Below are 16,031 nucleotides of genomic sequence, written 5' to 3' on the forward strand. Positions count from 1 at the left end.
TTTTTCAGTTTCCCGCGGCGCGACAAATCGCACCGAACTCATCTGCATTCAGGGAAGCTCCACCAATGAGCCCCCCATCGATATCCGGCATGCCGAACAGTTCGACCGCATTGGCCGCCTTCACGCTGCCGCCGTATAGAAGCCGCACACCTCGTGCGACTTCAGAATTCTCTGCCGCCAACTGCTCGCGAATGGCCTTATGCACATCCTGAGCCTGTTGCGGCGTTGCAGTCAGCCCGGTACCAATGGCCCAGACCGGCTCGTATGCAATCACTGCCTTGGCAAAGGCACCGACACCCAGCTCCTCGATGATGCTGCCCAGCTGACGCCCGACAACTTCAAGAGTTTTTCCGGCTTCGCGCTGCTCGAGGGTTTCCCCTACACACAACACCGGAGTCAAGCCACATGCCTGTGCCGCTGCGAACTTGCGATTCAGCATCCCGTCTCGCTCGCCCATAATCTGGCGGCGTTCGGAGTGCCCGACAAGCACCAGGGAACAACCTGCATCCACCAGTTGGCTGGGAGCAATCTCACCAGTCAACGCACCTTGCATGGCTTCCACCGCAGAATTCTGCGCGCCGACCGAAATCGACTTGCCTTTCAAGCCATCAATCACTTGATTGATATACAAGCAAGGCGGGAACACCGCGACATCAACACCGCTAGGCAAGGCCAGATGACGAAGGCCGTTGATCAGCTCAGCGACGCTGGCGCGGGTACCGTGCATCTTCCAGTTACCAGCTACCATAGGGCGACGCATGCTGTACCTCGTCGGTCAAAGTGGGCGCAGATGTTACCCAACACAATCATGGCTTGCAAGCCGTATCAGGCAGAAACTTCGGTTACCAGTTTTGCCAGCTCTTCGGCATAGCCGCGAACCTGGTTTTCGTCCTCGCCTTCGACCATTACGCGCACCAGAGGCTCTGTGCCGGACTTGCGCAGAAGCACGCGACCGCGCCCCGCCATCGCCTGAGTTACACGGGCACTGGCTTCCTTGACAGCCGGATGCTCCAGCGGGCTTTCACCGCCGCCAAAGCGAACGTTGATCAGCACCTGAGGGCACTTGCGCAACGCCTGCCGGGTTTGTGCCAAGCCTTCGTTGCGGGATTTCAGAGCCATCAACACCTGCAGAGCCGCGATGATCGCGTCGCCCGTGGTGGTGTGGTTGAAGCAGACCACATGCCCGGAGTTTTCCCCACCAACGAGCCAGTTGCGCTCTTGCAGTTCGGCAATCACGTAGCGGTCACCGACATTGGCGCGAACGAACGGGATCGACAGATCCGCAAGGGCCAGTTCGAGACCAAGATTGCTCATCAACGTACCGACGACGCCACCCTGCAACTTGCCACGCTCATGCAGATCGCGGGCAATGATAAACAGCAGGTCGTCACCATCAACAATGGCGCCGGTGTGATCGACCATCAGTACCCGATCGCCATCACCGTCGAAGGCGATACCCAGGTCCGCATGCTCAGCCAGAACGGCGGCCTGCAACGGCCCCATATGCGTGGAACCGCAGTTATCGTTGATGTTCAACCCATTCGGCTGGGCAGATAGCACGACAACTTCGGCACCCAGCTCACGGAAGACGCTAGGTGCAACCTTATAAGTCGCACCATGCGCGCAGTCGATGACGATCTTCAGGCCGGCGAAATTGGAGCCAGTAGGAACGCTGCTTTTGCAGAACTCGATGTAGCGACCCGATGCGTCATTGATTCGCGACACCTTGCCGATCTTGCTCGACTCGACAACGGTCATCGGCGTGTCGAGCAATTCTTCGATCATCAACTCCAACTCATCCGGCAGCTTGGTGCCTTTACCGGAGAAGAACTTGATGCCGTTGTCATCATGCGGGTTGTGCGAGGCACTTATCACGATACCGGCTTCAGCCTGGAACGTACGCGACAGATAGGCGATGGCAGGCGTCGGCATCGGGCCGAGCAGCATCACATCGGCGCCCGCCGAGGTCAGCCCGGCCTCGAGTGCCGATTCGAACATATAACCGGAGATCCGCGTGTCCTTGCCGACCAGCACCTTGCAGGCCCCCATCTTGCGGAAAGCCATACCAGCCGCCCAGCCGAGCTTGAGCATGAAGTCAGGCGTGATCGGGTATTCACCAACACGACCGCGAATGCCGTCGGTACCAAAATATTTCTTGCTCATAAGTGCTCCATCATTCTTATTCGGCTGATTCAACGGCCGCGATCATTCGCACAACATCGACGGTTTCCGCCACATCGTGGACGCGCAATATACGTGCGCCTTTAACTGACGCCAGCGCCGCCAGCGCCAGTCCGCCGTGCAGGCGCTCGCCCACGGGACGGTTCAACGCGTGGCCAATCATACTCTTGCGCGAAACACCTACCAGCAATGGCCGTCCCAGCGCATGCAGAGCCTCCATGTGTTTGAACAAGCTTAGATTGTGCTGCAAGGTCTTGGCGAAGCCGAAGCCGGGATCAAGAATGATCCGCTCGGCGGGGATACCCGCCTGCGCGCACTGCTCCATGCGCTCGGCGAGAAACTCAGCGACCTCGCGAGTAACATCCTGATACTGCGGATTATCCTGCATATCGCCCGGTTCGCCGAGCATGTGCATGAGGCAGACCGGCAATCCGGTAGCCGCCGCCGCATCCAGCGCGCCATCGCGACGCAACGAACGCACATCGTTGATCAGGCCGGCACCGAGCCGTGCGGTTTCGCGCATGACTGCCGGGGTGGAAGTATCGACCGAGATGATGACATCCAACTCGCGATTGATCAGCTCGACAATCGGCGCGACGCGCTCAAGTTCCTCCAGAGGAGAGACCGCTCGCGCACCCGGCCGGGTCGACTCGCCGCCGACATCAATCAGCGTCGCGCCAGCCAGCACCATGGCTTCGGCATGGCGCAGCGCCGCATCGAGCTGGCTGTAGCGGCCGCCGTCGGAAAAGGAATCAGGAGTGACATTGAGAATGCCCATGACATGCGTCTGGGCCAAATCAAGAACCCGGTTGCCACAAGGCAACCGGGTCAGGGACTGTACAGAAGTCATTTCAAGCCTTAAACGTCAGCAGCCGGACCGCCAATCGGTTTTTCCGGACGCTCATCCTGCACGACAGGCGGCGGAGGCGTACCGGTGCCACCCGACCAGTCGCGAGGTTCGCGAGGTGTGCGGCCGGCCATGATGTCGTCAATCTGCTCGGCATCGATGGTTTCGTACTTCATCAGCGCATCAGCCATGGCATCCAGCTTGTCACGGTTATCCGTGAGGATCTGCTTGGCGGTGCCGTAGCACTGATCAATGATGCTGCGCACTTCGGAGTCGATCAGTTTGGCTGTCTCACCGGAGAAGCTGGCAGCCTGACCACCACCGCCACGACCGAGGAACACTTCACCCTCTTCTTCGGCATACATCAGCGGACCGAGTTTTTCCGACAACCCCCATTTCGTCACCATGTTCCGGGCAATCTGACTTGCACGCATGATGTCGTTGGAGGCCCCGGTAGTCACACCATCGAAGCCCAGGGTCATTTCTTCAGCGATACGGCCACCGTACAACGAGCAGATCTGGCTGATCAGCGCACGTTTGGACAGGCTGTAGCGATCTTCTTCCGGCAGGAACATGGTCACACCCAGCGCACGACCGCGCGGAATGATAGACACCTTGTAGACCGGATCATGCTCGGGAACAACGCGACCGACAATGGCATGGCCAGCTTCGTGGTAGGCCGTGTTCTGCTTTTCTTTCTCGGACATGACCATGGATTTGCGCTCGGCACCCATCATGATCTTGTCTTTCGCCAGTTCGAACTCTTTCATCTCGACGATACGCTTGCCGCTACGGGCAGCGAACAGCGACGCTTCGTTGACCAGGTTGGCCAGGTCAGCACCGGAGAAACCAGGAGTACCACGCGCGATCACTGCCGGAGCAACGTCGTCGCCCATTGGCACTTTGCGCATGTGCACTTTCAGAATCTGCTCGCGACCACGAATGTCTGGCAAGCCAACCACCACCTGACGGTCGAAACGGCCCGGACGCAGCAGCGCAGGGTCGAGCACGTCCGGACGGTTGGTCGCAGCAATCACGATGATGCCGTCATTCATTTCGAAGCCGTCCATCTCTACCAGCAACTGGTTGAGAGTCTGCTCACGTTCGTCGTGACCGCCACCCATGCCGGCGCCACGATGGCGACCTACGGCATCAATTTCGTCGATGAAGATGATGCAAGGGGCGTGCTTCTTGGCCTGCTCGAACATGTCGCGGACGCGGCTGGCGCCGACACCGACGAACATTTCGACAAAGTCGGAACCGGAAATGGTGAAGAACGGCACTTTCGCTTCGCCGGCAATCGCCTTGGCCAGCAAGGTTTTACCGGTACCCGGCGGGCCGACCATCAGCACGCCGCGCGGGATACGACCGCCCAGACGCTGAAATTTGCCCGGATCACGCAGGAACTCGACCAGCTCGCCGACTTCTTCCTTGGCTTCGTCGCAACCGGCAACGTCAGCCAAAGTGGTTTTCACCTGATCTTCAGAGAGCAGGCGCGCCTTGCTCTTGCCGAAGCTCATCGGCCCGCCCTTGCCACCGGCACCACCCTGCATCTGGCGCATGAAGAACATGAACACCGCGATGATCACCAGGATCGGGAAGCTGGCTACCAGAAGCTGAGTCCAGATGCTTTGCTGTTCAGGCTGCTTGCCTTCAACCACAACGTGATTGTCGACCAGATCGCCGATCAGGCCATTGTCCTGAATTGCCGGACGAATGGTCTTGAAGCTGTCGCCATCGGTGCGCTTGCCGGTAATCACATAGCCGTCAACGGCTACGCGCTCGACCTTGCCATCCTTGACCTGCTGGATGAAGTCGGAATAGTTGAGGGTCTGCGGCTCGTTAGGGCTGGAGAAGTTGTTCATCACCGTCACCAGGACTGCCGCGATGATCAACCACAGGATCAGATTCTTTGCCATATCGTTCAATTAACTACCCTCTGAAGCAAGCTCCGCTACTGGCGCGCGCTTCGCATGATATTCACCGGCCTAACTTACTACATTACCTACAACTCTGGCAGGCGCCGTCTGTAACCCTTTGTGAAACACTTTCTACACAATATTCGCTTATGCCCGCAGAGCGAAATATGAAAAACCTATCGCCCTGCCGAAAAACCTCGTTTTACGCATCACCACCGCGATAACCCCAGGCCAGCATGTACTGCTCTCGGGAGCTGCCACGGGAAGAGTCTGGCTTGATCATCTGGATCTTGTCGAATTTCTTCCGAGCATCCTTCAGATAAACGTCGAACCCTTCGCCCTGGAAAATCTTGATGACGAAGTTGCCACCGGGCTTGAGGATCCGTTCCGCCAGGTCCAGCGCCAGCTCGCACAGGAACATGGCCTTGGGCATATCCACTTCGGGCGTACCACTCATATTGGGGGCCATATCGGAAATCACAAGGTCCACCTGCGAATTACCCACAGCCTCAAGGATTTGAGCCAGCACCGAGTCCTCAGTGAAGTCACCTTGAATGAAGGTCACGTCCGGAATGCCGTCCATTTCAAGAATGTCCGAAGCGATCAGACGCCCCTGACCACCGATCAGCCGACTGGTGACTTGCGACCAGCCACCCGGCGCCGCGCCGAGGTCGACCACGCTCATGCCCGGACGGATGAGTTTGTATTTTTCCTGGATCTCCAGAAGCTTGTAACTTGCACGCGAGCGGTAGCCATCCTTCTGCGCCTGCTTCACATAAGGATCGTTGACATGTCTTTTCAGCCAACCAAGGCTTGTCTTGGAACGCGCCATTGGGCACCTCGATGATTAGGGTCGTGATTAGTTGGGCGGATCCACGAACCCTCGGGTAAAATGGCCGCCATTTTACAGAATCCAGACGAAAGGGTCAGATTATGCCGCTCACTCCAGAGCAGAAGAAACAGTACAAATCCATCGGCCACCACCTCAAACCAGTGTTGACGGTGGCGGACAACGGTTTGACTGAAGGTGTTTTAGCCGAACTTGAACGCGCCTTGGCCGATCACGAGCTGATCAAGATCAAGCTCAATATCCTTGATCGCGAGTCGCGCCTCGCGCACATCGCCGAGCTGTGCAAGGTCGGCAAAGCGGACCTGGTTCAGGTCATCGGCAAGATGGCTCTGGTCTACCGCAAGAACTTCAGCGTCAACAAGCAGCTGTCGAACGTTCATCGCTTCAAGTGATGCGCAGGGTCAAGGGTGTGCTTCGCGCACCCTGCCACCCCATCCCGGCACCGGCTGCATGACCAGCACCAGCCCGGAAAAACCCAGCACCAGATAACTGAATACCTGCCAGCGCTGCGCATCCGGCCAGCCGACACGCACGGCGACATACATCGCGCACGCGTACAACGCCATCAACAGCACCTGCCCGCGAAAATCCCGCCATAGACTGGCAAGGCCCTCGGCCTGTACCAGCACCAAAGCCTGAAAGATCACGCACAGAGCGGCGAATCCCACCACCAGCACTTCGAAAGCACTGGCCACTTCGTCGATCAACAGCGGCGCCAGACCGATCCGGCCCAGCGCCGGCTGCAAACCGACATGAATCAACCATAGCCCACCGACCCAAAGCATCTGGGTCAGTTGCCAAAGCATGGCGCCCGCATGCAGCGGGCGCCTTCTTTCAGATGTGACGAACTTCGACAATCTCGTACTCGATCACGCCGCTTGGCGTTTTGACGGCGACAACGTCACCCTCTTCCTTACCAATCAAGGCGCGGGCCAGCGGCGAACCGACGGAGATCTTGCCGAGTTTGAAGTCAGCCTCATCCTCACCCACGATGTGGTAAGTGACGCTTTCATCAGTCTCGACGTTGGCGATCTCGACGGTGGTACCGAAAATCACTTTACCGGTGTGAGGAATGGTCGTGACGTCGATGATGACCTGATTCTGAATCCGGCCCTCGATATCACGAATACGCGCTTCGACCATGCCTTGCTGTTCGCGGGCAGCATGGTATTCAGCGTTTTCCTTCAAGTCACCCAACTCGCGGGCCGTACCGATGTCCTGGCTGAGCTTCGGACGGACGACCTTGGTCAGGTGAGCATGCTCCTCTTCCAGGGCGCGAGCGCCCTGAACAGTCATTGGGTACTTGGTTATGCTCATGCCTTCAATCCTGCGTGTAGATCCTGCAAGCGGCGCACGGTCTTTTCCGGACCGAACTTCAGCGCTTCGCAGATCGCTTCGCCCGCAGCAATAGTGGTGGTGCAGTAGATCTTGTGCTGCAGGGCGTTGCGACGAATGGAGTACGAATCGGCGATCGACTGACGACCTTCGGTGGTGTTGATGATCAGCGTGACTTCGTCATTCTTGATCATGTCGACCACGTGCGGACGACCCTCGGTCACCTTGTTCACGCGGCGCACTTTCAGGCCTGCGGCTTCGATCAGCTTGGCAGTGCCGGCAGTGGCGACCACTTCGAAGCCCAAGTTGATCAGATCACGGGCCACGCCTGCAACCAGCGGCTTGTCATCATCGCGCACGCTGATGAATGCGGTACCGCCGGTCGGCAGCACTTCACTGGCGCCCATCTGCGCCTTGGCGAATGCTTCGCCGAAGGTGTCGCCGACGCCCATCACTTCACCGGTCGACTTCATCTCTGGGCCGAGGATCGGGTCAACGCCAGGGAACTTGGCGAACGGGAACACCGCCTCTTTCACGCTGTAGAAGTTCGGGATGATTTCTTTGGTGAAGCCGATTTCCTTCAGGGTCTTACCGGCCATCACGCGTGCAGCGATCATCGCCAGGGAGACACCGATGCACTTGGAAACGAACGGCACGGTACGCGAGGCGCGCGGGTTGACTTCGATGACGTAAATGTCTTCACCCTGCAACGCCAGCTGCACGTTCATCAGGCCGACAACGCCCAGCTCCAAGGCCATTTTCTTGACCTGTTCGCGCATCTCGTCCTGGATGTGCGCCGGCAGCGAGTACGGCGGCAGCGAGCACGCGGAGTCACCGGAGTGAACGCCCGCCTGTTCGATGTGCTGCATGATCGCGCCGATCACTACATCTTTGCCGTCGCAGACCGCATCCACGTCCATTTCGATGGCGCAGTTGAGGAAGTGGTCGAGCAGCACCGGGCTGTCGTTGGACACTTGCACCGCGTCACGCAGATAGCGCTTGAGTTCGTCTTCCTTGTATACGATTTCCATCGCACGGCCGCCCAACACGTAGGACGGGCGCACCACCAGCGGATAACCGATCTTCGCCGCAGCACGAACGGCTTCATCTTCGCTGCGCACAGTGGCGTTTGGCGGCTGACGCAGGTTCAGGCGCTCGACCATTTGCTGGAAGCGCTCGCGGTCTTCGGCGCGGTCGATAGCGTCAGGACTGGTGCCGATGATCGGCACGCCAGCGGCTTCCAGCGCGCGAGCCAGTTTCAGCGGGGTCTGGCCGCCGTACTGGACGATCACGCCTTTCGGCTTCTCGACGCGGCAGATTTCCAGTACGTCTTCCAGGGTTACCGGCTCGAAGTACAGACGGTCGGAAGTGTCGTAGTCGGTGGAAACGGTTTCCGGGTTGCAGTTGACCATGATGGTTTCGTAGCCGTCTTCGCGCAGGGCGAGAGCAGCGTGAACGCAGCAGTAGTCGAACTCGATGCCCTGGCCGATACGGTTCGGACCGCCACCCAGAATCATGATCTTGTCGCGACCCGACGGTGCTGCCTCGCACTCTTCCTCGTAGGTCGAGTACAGGTAAGCGGTGTCGGTAGCGAACTCGGCGGCGCAGGTGTCAACGCGCTTGTAGACCGGGAACACTTCCAGCTTCTGACGGTGCGTACGCAGGTTTTTCTCGGTGACACCCAGCAGCTTGGCCAGACGCTGATCAGAGAAGCCTTTGCGCTTGAGCTTGAACATCAGGTCGCGGTCGATCGAGGACAGACCGAGGGTCTTGACCTTCTCTTCGTCCTTGATCAGGTCTTCGATCTGCACCAGGAACCACGGGTCGATCATGTTCATGCCGAAGATATCTTCGACCGAGAGACCGGCGCGGAAGGCGTCAGCCACGTACCAGATACGCTCAGCGCCCGGCACGGTCAGTTCGCGCTTGAGCACGCTCATGCTGTCCGGGTTGCTCAGATCGAGCTTCTCGTCCAGACCGCAAACGCCGACTTCCAGACCGCGCAGGGCTTTCTGCAGGGATTCCTGGAAGGTCCGGCCGATGGCCATGACTTCACCGACCGACTTCATTTGCGTGGTCAGGCGTGCGTCAGCCTTGGCGAATTTCTCGAAGGCGAAGCGTGGCAGCTTGGTGACGACGTAGTCGATCGACGGTTCGAAGGACGCCGGGGTCTTGCCGCCGGTGATGTCGTTCGACAGCTCATCAAGGGTGTAACCCACAGCCAGTTTGGCCGCGACCTTGGCGATCGGGAAACCGGTGGCTTTCGAAGCCAGTGCCGAGGAACGCGATACACGCGGGTTCATTTCGATCACGACCATACGGCCAGTGTTCGGGCAGATACCGAATTGAACGTTGGAACCACCGGTCTCGACGCCGATCTCGCGCAGTACCGCCAGCGAGGCGTTACGCAGGATCTGGTATTCCTTGTCGGTCAGCGTCTGGGCTGGAGCTACGGTGATCGAGTCGCCGGTGTGCACGCCCATCGGGTCGAAGTTTTCGATCGAGCAGACGATGATGCAGTTGTCCTTTTTGTCGCGGACAACTTCCATTTCATATTCTTTCCAGCCGATCAGCGATTCGTCGATCAGCAGCTCTTTGGTCGGCGACAGGTCCAGACCACGGGCGCAGATTTCTTCGAACTCTTCACGGTTGTAAGCGATACCGCCACCGGTGCCGCCCATGGTGAAGGACGGACGGATGATGCACGGGAAACCGAGGGTTTCGAGAACCGCGTTGGCTTCTTCCATGCTGTGGGCGATGCCGGAACGCGGGCACGCCAGGCCGATGGATTTCATCGCCTTGTCGAAACGCGAACGGTCTTCAGCCTTGTCGATGGTGTCGGCGTTGGCACCGATCATCTCTACGCCGAACTTCTCGAGAACGCCTTCGCGCTCCAGGTCCAGAGCGCAGTTCAGGGCGGTCTGGCCGCCCATGGTTGGCAGCACGGCGTCCGGACGCTCTTTTTCGATGATCTTGGCCACGGTCTGCCACTTGATCGGTTCGATGTAGGTGGCGTCGGCCATGTCCGGGTCGGTCATGATGGTGGCCGGGTTGGAGTTCACCAGGATGACGCGGTAACCCTCTTCGCGCAGGGCCTTGCAGGCCTGGGCGCCGGAGTAGTCGAATTCGCAGGCCTGGCCGATCACGATCGGGCCAGCGCCGAGAATCAGGATGCTTTTAATGTCTGTACGTTTTGGCATGGTTTGTCACTCAAATCCGCAGGTCAGTCGGCAAGCCGTCTTGATCGATTTCTGAAGTCCCGAAGGGGCCGCCGGAACCGGGGCCGCCCTCGAGGGCTTCTCTCTACAGTCTCAAGGCGAACGCTTAGCGTCGCTTGGCCATCTCGTTGATGAAGCGGTCGAACAGTGGCGCGACATCGTTCGGGCCCGGGCTCGCTTCAGGGTGACCCTGGAAGCTGAACGCGCTCTTGTCGGTGCGCTCGATGCCTTGCAGGGTGCCGTCGAACAGCGATTTGTGGATCGCGCGCACGTTGGCTGGCAGGGTGGCTTCGTCTACCGCAAAACCGTGGTTCTGGCTGGTGATCATCACCACACCTGTATCCAGATCCTGCACCGGGTGGTTGGCACCGTGGTGGCCGTGGCCCATTTTCAGGGTCTTGGCGCCGGAGGCCAGAGCCAGCAGTTGGTGGCCGAGGCAGATGCCGAATACCGGCGTCTCGGTTTCCAGCACTTCCTTGATCGCCTGGATCGCGTAGTCGCATGGCTCCGGGTCACCAGGGCCGTTGGACAGGAACACGCCGTCCGGCTTCAGCGCCAGCACATCGGCGGCTGGAGTCTGCGCAGGCACTACGGTGACGCGGCAGCCGCGCTCGACCAGCATGCGCAGGATGTTGACCTTGACGCCGTAGTCGTAGGCGACCACGTGATATGGCAACTCGGAGGCTTCGATGGTCGCGTGGCTGTCGGTTTTCAGATCCCAGACAGTCGAGCGCCATTCGTATTGGGTCTTGGTGCTGACGACTTTCGCCAGATCCATGCCCTTCAGGCCCGGGAAGCCTTGCGCAGCGGCGATGGCCGCTTCTTCGGAGATGTTGTCGCCGGCCATGATGCAGCCGTTCTGAGCGCCTTTTTCACGCAGGATGCGGGTCAGGCGACGGGTGTCGATACCGGCGATTGCCACCACGTTGTTGGCTTTCAGGTAATCGGACAGGGACATCGTATTACGCCAGTTGCTCGCTACCAGCGGCAGGTCACGGATGACCAGGCCAGCGGACCAGACGCGGTCGGACTCGGCGTCTTCCGGCGTGGTGCCGGTGTTGCCGATGTGCGGGTAAGTCAGGGTAACGATCTGCTGGGCGTAGGAAGGATCGGTAAGGATTTCCTGATAGCCGGTCATTGCGGTGTTGAACACCACCTCACCAACGGTCTGACCGTCGGCTCCAATGGCTTCGCCGCGAAAAATGCTGCCATCAGCAAGGGCGAGTATGGCTGGCTTAGTCAAGAAGACCTCCCGTAAATAACGCATGAAAGGGCAATCGCAGGTTGTAAAAAAGCGGAGTGACGTATGGACACGTCACCCCGCTTCTTCACTGAAATTATTCTGCGCGCTTTTAGTGGACACACTAAAGCTGTAGCTTACAGAAAAGGGCGTTTTTGGTCCACCGCTAAAGAGCCTTAAAGGCCGGAGAATGCGACAGGTCGTCGCCAAGCGGTAAAAACCGGCGCAAAACGGGACGTTTGCGCCGGGTTCAGCAACGACTCAACGCAGGTCGAGCACGTCTTGCATGTCGTACAGGCCCGGCTCGCGACCATCCAGCCACAGCGCCGCACGCACCGCGCCCTTGGCGAAGGTCATGCGGCTCGATGCCTTGTGGGTAATCTCGACGCGCTCGCCATCGGCAGCGAACAGCACGGTGTGATCACCGACGATATCGCCAGCGCGCACGGTGGCGAAACCAATGGTTTCACGCTCCCGCGCACCAGTCTGGCCCTCGCGACCGTAGACCGCGACCTTCTTCAGATCACGCCCCAAGGCATCGGCAATCACTTCACCCATGCGCACCGCGGTACCGGAGGGAGCATCGACCTTGTGGCGGTGATGGGCCTCCATGATCTCGATATCGACATCGTCGCCCAGCACGCGCGCAGCGGTGTCGAGCAACTTCAGGCACAGGTTGACGCCGACGCTGAAGTTGGCGGCGAAGACGATCGGAATGTCCTTGCCCGCATCGGCCAGCAATTGCTTCTCTTCAACACTGAAACCGGTGGTGCCGATGATCATCGCTTTGCCGTGCTTGCGGCAGAACGCGAGATTCTTCAGGGTCACGGTCGGGTGAGTGAAGTCGATCAACACATCGAACTCTTCAACCACACGATCCAGATCACCGGACAGCGGCACGCCTATACGGCCCAGCGCTGCCAGCTCACCGGCATCCGCGCCGACCAGCGTGCTGTCGGGACGATCGACCGCCGCCGTCAGACCGGCGCCCGGCGTCTGCTGCACCGCTTCAATCAGGGTCTTGCCCATGCGCCCGGCGGCGCCCATCACTGCAATACGTCGCATGCCGACTCCTTACAAATCGCCGAAGAAACGCTTCACACCGTCGAACCAACCGGTGGTTTTCGGCGAGTGGCTGTTGTCGTCGGCCAGGGAGCTGCGGAATTCTTCCAGCAGTTCACGCTGACGACGGTTGAGGTTGACCGGCGTTTCCACAGCGACACGGCACATCAGGTCGCCGGCACCGCCGCCACGCACTGGCGCAACGCCCTTGCCGCGTACGCGGAATTGCTTGCCGGTCTGCGTGCCTTCAGGGATTTTCAGTTTGACGCGACCGTCGAGGGTCGGAATCTCCAACTCGCCGCCCAGTGCAGCGTCGACGAAGCTGATCGGCACTTCGCAGAACAGATGCTTGCCGTCACGCTGGAAGATGTCGTGTTCGCGCACATTGATCACAACGTACAGGTCGCCAGTCGGCCCGCCCTGGGTACCCGCCTCGCCTTCGCCGGACAGACGAATGCGGTCGCCAGTATCAACACCGGCAGGCACTTTGACCGACAGGGTTTTGTACTCTTCGACACGACCGTCGCCGTGGCAGGAGTCGCACGGATCGGAAATGATCTTGCCCTGGCCATGGCAGCGCGGGCAGGTCTGCTGCACCGAGAAAAAGCCCTGCTGCATGCGCACCTGACCGATGCCGCCGCAGGTCGGGCACGTCGTCGGCGACGAGCCTTTCTTGGCGCCGGAACCATCGCACGGTTTGCAGTTGACCAGTGTCGGAACGCGGATATTCACCGACGTACCGCGCACCGCTTCTTCCAGATTCAGTTCCAGGGTGTAGCGCAGATCGCTGCCACGCTGAGCGCCGCCACGGGCACCGCCGCGACCGCCACCGAAGAAATCACTGAAGACATCGCCGAAGATGTCCGAGAAGTTCTGGCCACCGAAACCGGCACCGCCGCCACCCATGCTCGGATCGACGCCGGCATGACCATACTGGTCGTATGCGGCGCGCTTGCTGGCGTCGGACAACACTTCATAGGCCTCGTTGGCCTCTTTGAATGCTTCTTCCGAAGCTTTGTCGCCGGGATTACGGTCGGGGTGGTGCTTCATGGCCAGGCGGCGATAGGCCTTCTTCAGGTCCGCTTCGCTCGTGCCCCGCTCGACACCCAATACTTCGTAATAGTCACGCTTTGCCATAAGTTCTTTGCACTCTTAAGGACGTTCGGCAAACCCCTCCTGAGCCTCGCCAAACTCGTTGAGCCCCCATTAAGGCCCGGACCCAACTCACGTCAATTCAACGATCCTGGTCTTGATTGATGCGGTATCTGCGGCGCGAAAAGCAGGAGCATTCCCGGCCATACCGCCAACATCCGAACGGTGTCGCATGCTGTAAAAATTCGCGTATTCCAGATACGCCAACGCGGGAGGCAAGCTCCCGCGCGGCGACATCCTACCAGTCACCGCCGCAAGGCAGTCAACCGGGCGACCAACAACTTACTTGTGGTCTTTGACTTCTTCGAACTCGGCGTCGACAACGTCGTCAGCCTTCTCAGCCGATTCGCCTTGCGGGGCCGCGCCATCAGCTGGCTGAGCCTGTTCGGCGTACATCTTCTGAGCAACCGGAGCGGAGACTTTCGACAGCTCTTCAACCTTGGCTTCGATGGCAGCCTTGTCGTCGCCTTTGACGGCGGCTTCCAGCGCAACCACTGCAGCTTCGATTGCAGTCTTCTCTTCAGCGGTGACCTTGTCGCCCGCGTCAGCGATCATCTTGCGAGTCGAGTGCACCAGTGCGTCACCCTGGTTACGGGCAGCGGCCAGCTCTTCGAACTTGCGGTCTTCCTCGGCATTCGCCTCGGCGTCACGCACCATGCGCTCGATTTCTTCGTCGGACAGACCGGAGTTGGCCTTGATCACGATCGACTGGGTCTTGCCGGTAGCCTTGTCTTTCGCGCCGACGTGCAGGATGCCGTTGGCGTCGATGTCGAAGGTCACTTCGATCTGCGGCACGCCACGTGGAGCTGGTGGAATGTCGGCCAGGTCGAACTTGCCCAGCGATTTGTTCTGTGCAGCTTGCTTGCGCTCGCCCTGCAGAACGTGAATGGTCACAGCACCCTGGTTGTCGTCGGCAGTCGAGAACACTTGCGATTTCTTGGTAGGAATCGTGGTGTTTTTCTCGATCAGCGCGGTCATCACGCCACCCATGGTTTCGATACCCAGGGTCAGCGGGCTGACGTCGAGCAGCAGCACGTCTTTCACGTCACCGGCCAGAACAGCGCCCTGAATCGCAGCACCCATGGCAACAGCTTCGTCCGGGTTGACGTCTTTACGCGCTTCTTTACCGAAGAAATCGGTCACCAGCTTCTGCACCAGCGGCATACGAGTCTGACCACCGACCAGAATCACGTCGTTGATCGCGCTGACGTCGATACCGGCGTCTTTCATGGCAATGCGGCAAGGTTCGATGGTGCGCTGAACCAGGTCTTCAACCAGTGCTTCGAGCTTGGCACGGGAGATTTTCACGTTCAGGTGCTTAGGACCGGTCGCGTCTGCAGTGATGTACGGCAGGTTGACGTCGGTCGACTGAGCGGACGACAGCTCGATCTTGGCTTTCTCAGCGGCTTCTTTCAGACGCTGCATCGCCAGCGGGTCACCTTTGAGGTTCATGCCGCTTTCTTTCTTGAATTCGTCAACGAGGTAGTCGATCAGACGAATGTCGAAGTCTTCACCGCCGAGGAAAGTGTCACCGTTGGTGGCCAACACTTCGAACTGGTGCTCACCGTCAACTTCAGCGATTTCGATCACGGAAACGTCGAAGGTACCGCCACCCAGGTCATAAACGATCACGGTGTGATCGCCCTTGGCCTTGTCCATACCGTAAGCCAGAGCGGCTGCGGTTGGCTCGTTGATGATACGTTTTACGTCCAGACCAGCGATGCGACCGGCGTCTTTGGTAGCCTGACGCTGGCTGTCGTTGAAGTAGGCCGGAACGGTGATCACCGCTTCGGTCACTGCCTCGCCGAGGTAGTCTTCGGCGGTCTTCTTCATCTTCTTCAGAATTTCAGCCGAGATCTGTGGCGGTGCCATTTTCTGGCCGTTCACTTCTACCCAGGCGTCATTGTTGTCAGCCTTGACGATCTTGTAAGGGACCATCTGGATGTCTTTCTGCACAACTTCTTCGTCGAAACGACGACCGATCAAACGCTTTACTGCGTACAGGGTGTTGTGCGGGTTGGTTACAGCCTGACGCTTGGCCGACTGACCTACCAGAATTTCGCCATCGTTGGCGTAAGCGATGATCGACGGCGTGGTACGCGCGCCTTCAGCGTTTTCAATAACTTTGGCTTTGCCGTTTTCCAGCACGGAGACGCAGGAGTTAGTAGTCCCCAGGTCGATACCGATAATTTTGCCCATGTTCACTCTCCCGAAACTTTGGATTTTG

Annotated in this window: 13 protein-coding genes; 1 reads left to right on the forward strand and 12 read right to left on the reverse strand. The window is 59.1% G+C overall.

Going from position 1 to position 16,031, the window contains the following annotated elements; all coding sequences use genetic code 11:
- Positions 1–4: 4 nt before the first annotated feature.
- The 5 genes from tpiA to rlmE all read right to left on the reverse strand — a co-directional run bounded on the left by tpiA (position 5) and on the right by rlmE (position 5,779).
- Positions 5–760 (reverse strand): triose-phosphate isomerase, encoded by a 756-nt coding sequence (tpiA, locus tag AC0Z5Z_RS21060; protein ID WP_056782873.1) that lies wholly within the window; start codon positions 758–760, stop codon positions 5–7.
- Between the two features lie 65 nt (positions 761–825).
- Entirely contained in the window at positions 826–2,163 is a 1,338-nt protein-coding gene (glmM, locus tag AC0Z5Z_RS21065; RefSeq protein WP_041477931.1) for a phosphoglucosamine mutase, read from the reverse strand.
- A 16-nt stretch (positions 2,164–2,179) separates the two neighbouring features.
- On the reverse strand, positions 2,180–3,031 hold the full coding sequence (folP, locus tag AC0Z5Z_RS21070) for a dihydropteroate synthase (RefSeq protein WP_150743386.1): 852 nt from the start codon (positions 3,029–3,031) through the stop codon (positions 2,180–2,182).
- 8 nt (positions 3,032–3,039) lie between these two features.
- Entirely contained in the window at positions 3,040–4,947 is a 1,908-nt protein-coding gene (gene ftsH / locus AC0Z5Z_RS21075; protein WP_016771759.1) for an ATP-dependent zinc metalloprotease FtsH, read from the reverse strand.
- 202 nt (positions 4,948–5,149) lie between these two features.
- Positions 5,150–5,779, reverse strand: a complete 630-nt coding sequence (gene rlmE, locus AC0Z5Z_RS21080; protein WP_056782866.1) for a 23S rRNA (uridine(2552)-2'-O)-methyltransferase RlmE — start codon at positions 5,777–5,779, stop codon at positions 5,150–5,152.
- A 101-nt stretch (positions 5,780–5,880) separates the two neighbouring features.
- Here rlmE and AC0Z5Z_RS21085 point away from each other — a divergent pair, with 101 nt between their 5' ends.
- On the forward strand, positions 5,881–6,189 hold the full coding sequence (locus tag AC0Z5Z_RS21085) for a YhbY family RNA-binding protein (RefSeq protein WP_003221534.1): 309 nt from the start codon (positions 5,881–5,883) through the stop codon (positions 6,187–6,189).
- 9 nt (positions 6,190–6,198) lie between these two features.
- Here the strand turns inward: AC0Z5Z_RS21085 and AC0Z5Z_RS21090 are convergent, their stop codons facing one another.
- From AC0Z5Z_RS21090 to dnaK, 7 genes are all read right to left on the reverse strand, one after another.
- Positions 6,199–6,603 (reverse strand): MFS transporter, encoded by a 405-nt coding sequence (locus tag AC0Z5Z_RS21090; protein WP_150636055.1) that lies wholly within the window; start codon positions 6,601–6,603, stop codon positions 6,199–6,201.
- 28 nt (positions 6,604–6,631) lie between these two features.
- A complete protein-coding gene (gene greA, locus AC0Z5Z_RS21095; protein WP_038861135.1) occupies positions 6,632–7,108 on the reverse strand; it encodes a transcription elongation factor GreA in 477 nt (158 codons plus the stop codon).
- Positions 7,109–7,110: 2 nt separating this feature from the next.
- The gene (carB, locus tag AC0Z5Z_RS21100; protein ID WP_016771764.1) at positions 7,111–10,332 is read right to left on the reverse strand and encodes a carbamoyl-phosphate synthase large subunit; all 3,222 of its coding nucleotides are present in this window, start codon (positions 10,330–10,332) and stop codon (positions 7,111–7,113) included.
- 124 nt (positions 10,333–10,456) lie between these two features.
- Positions 10,457–11,593, reverse strand: a complete 1,137-nt coding sequence (gene carA / locus AC0Z5Z_RS21105; protein ID WP_016771765.1) for a glutamine-hydrolyzing carbamoyl-phosphate synthase small subunit — start codon at positions 11,591–11,593, stop codon at positions 10,457–10,459.
- Positions 11,594–11,851: 258 nt separating this feature from the next.
- On the reverse strand, positions 11,852–12,655 hold the full coding sequence (gene dapB / locus AC0Z5Z_RS21110) for a 4-hydroxy-tetrahydrodipicolinate reductase (protein ID WP_041477928.1): 804 nt from the start codon (positions 12,653–12,655) through the stop codon (positions 11,852–11,854).
- Positions 12,656–12,664: 9 nt separating this feature from the next.
- Entirely contained in the window at positions 12,665–13,789 is a 1,125-nt protein-coding gene (dnaJ, locus tag AC0Z5Z_RS21115) for a molecular chaperone DnaJ (RefSeq protein WP_016771767.1), read from the reverse strand.
- A gap of 297 nt (positions 13,790–14,086) precedes the next feature.
- The gene (dnaK, locus tag AC0Z5Z_RS21120) at positions 14,087–16,003 is read right to left on the reverse strand and encodes a molecular chaperone DnaK (RefSeq protein ID WP_042608859.1); all 1,917 of its coding nucleotides are present in this window, start codon (positions 16,001–16,003) and stop codon (positions 14,087–14,089) included.
- Positions 16,004–16,031: the final 28 nt, after the last annotated feature.

The sequence above is a fragment of the Pseudomonas sp. 1L-E-NC-VB-C3 genome, assembly GCF_057291535.1.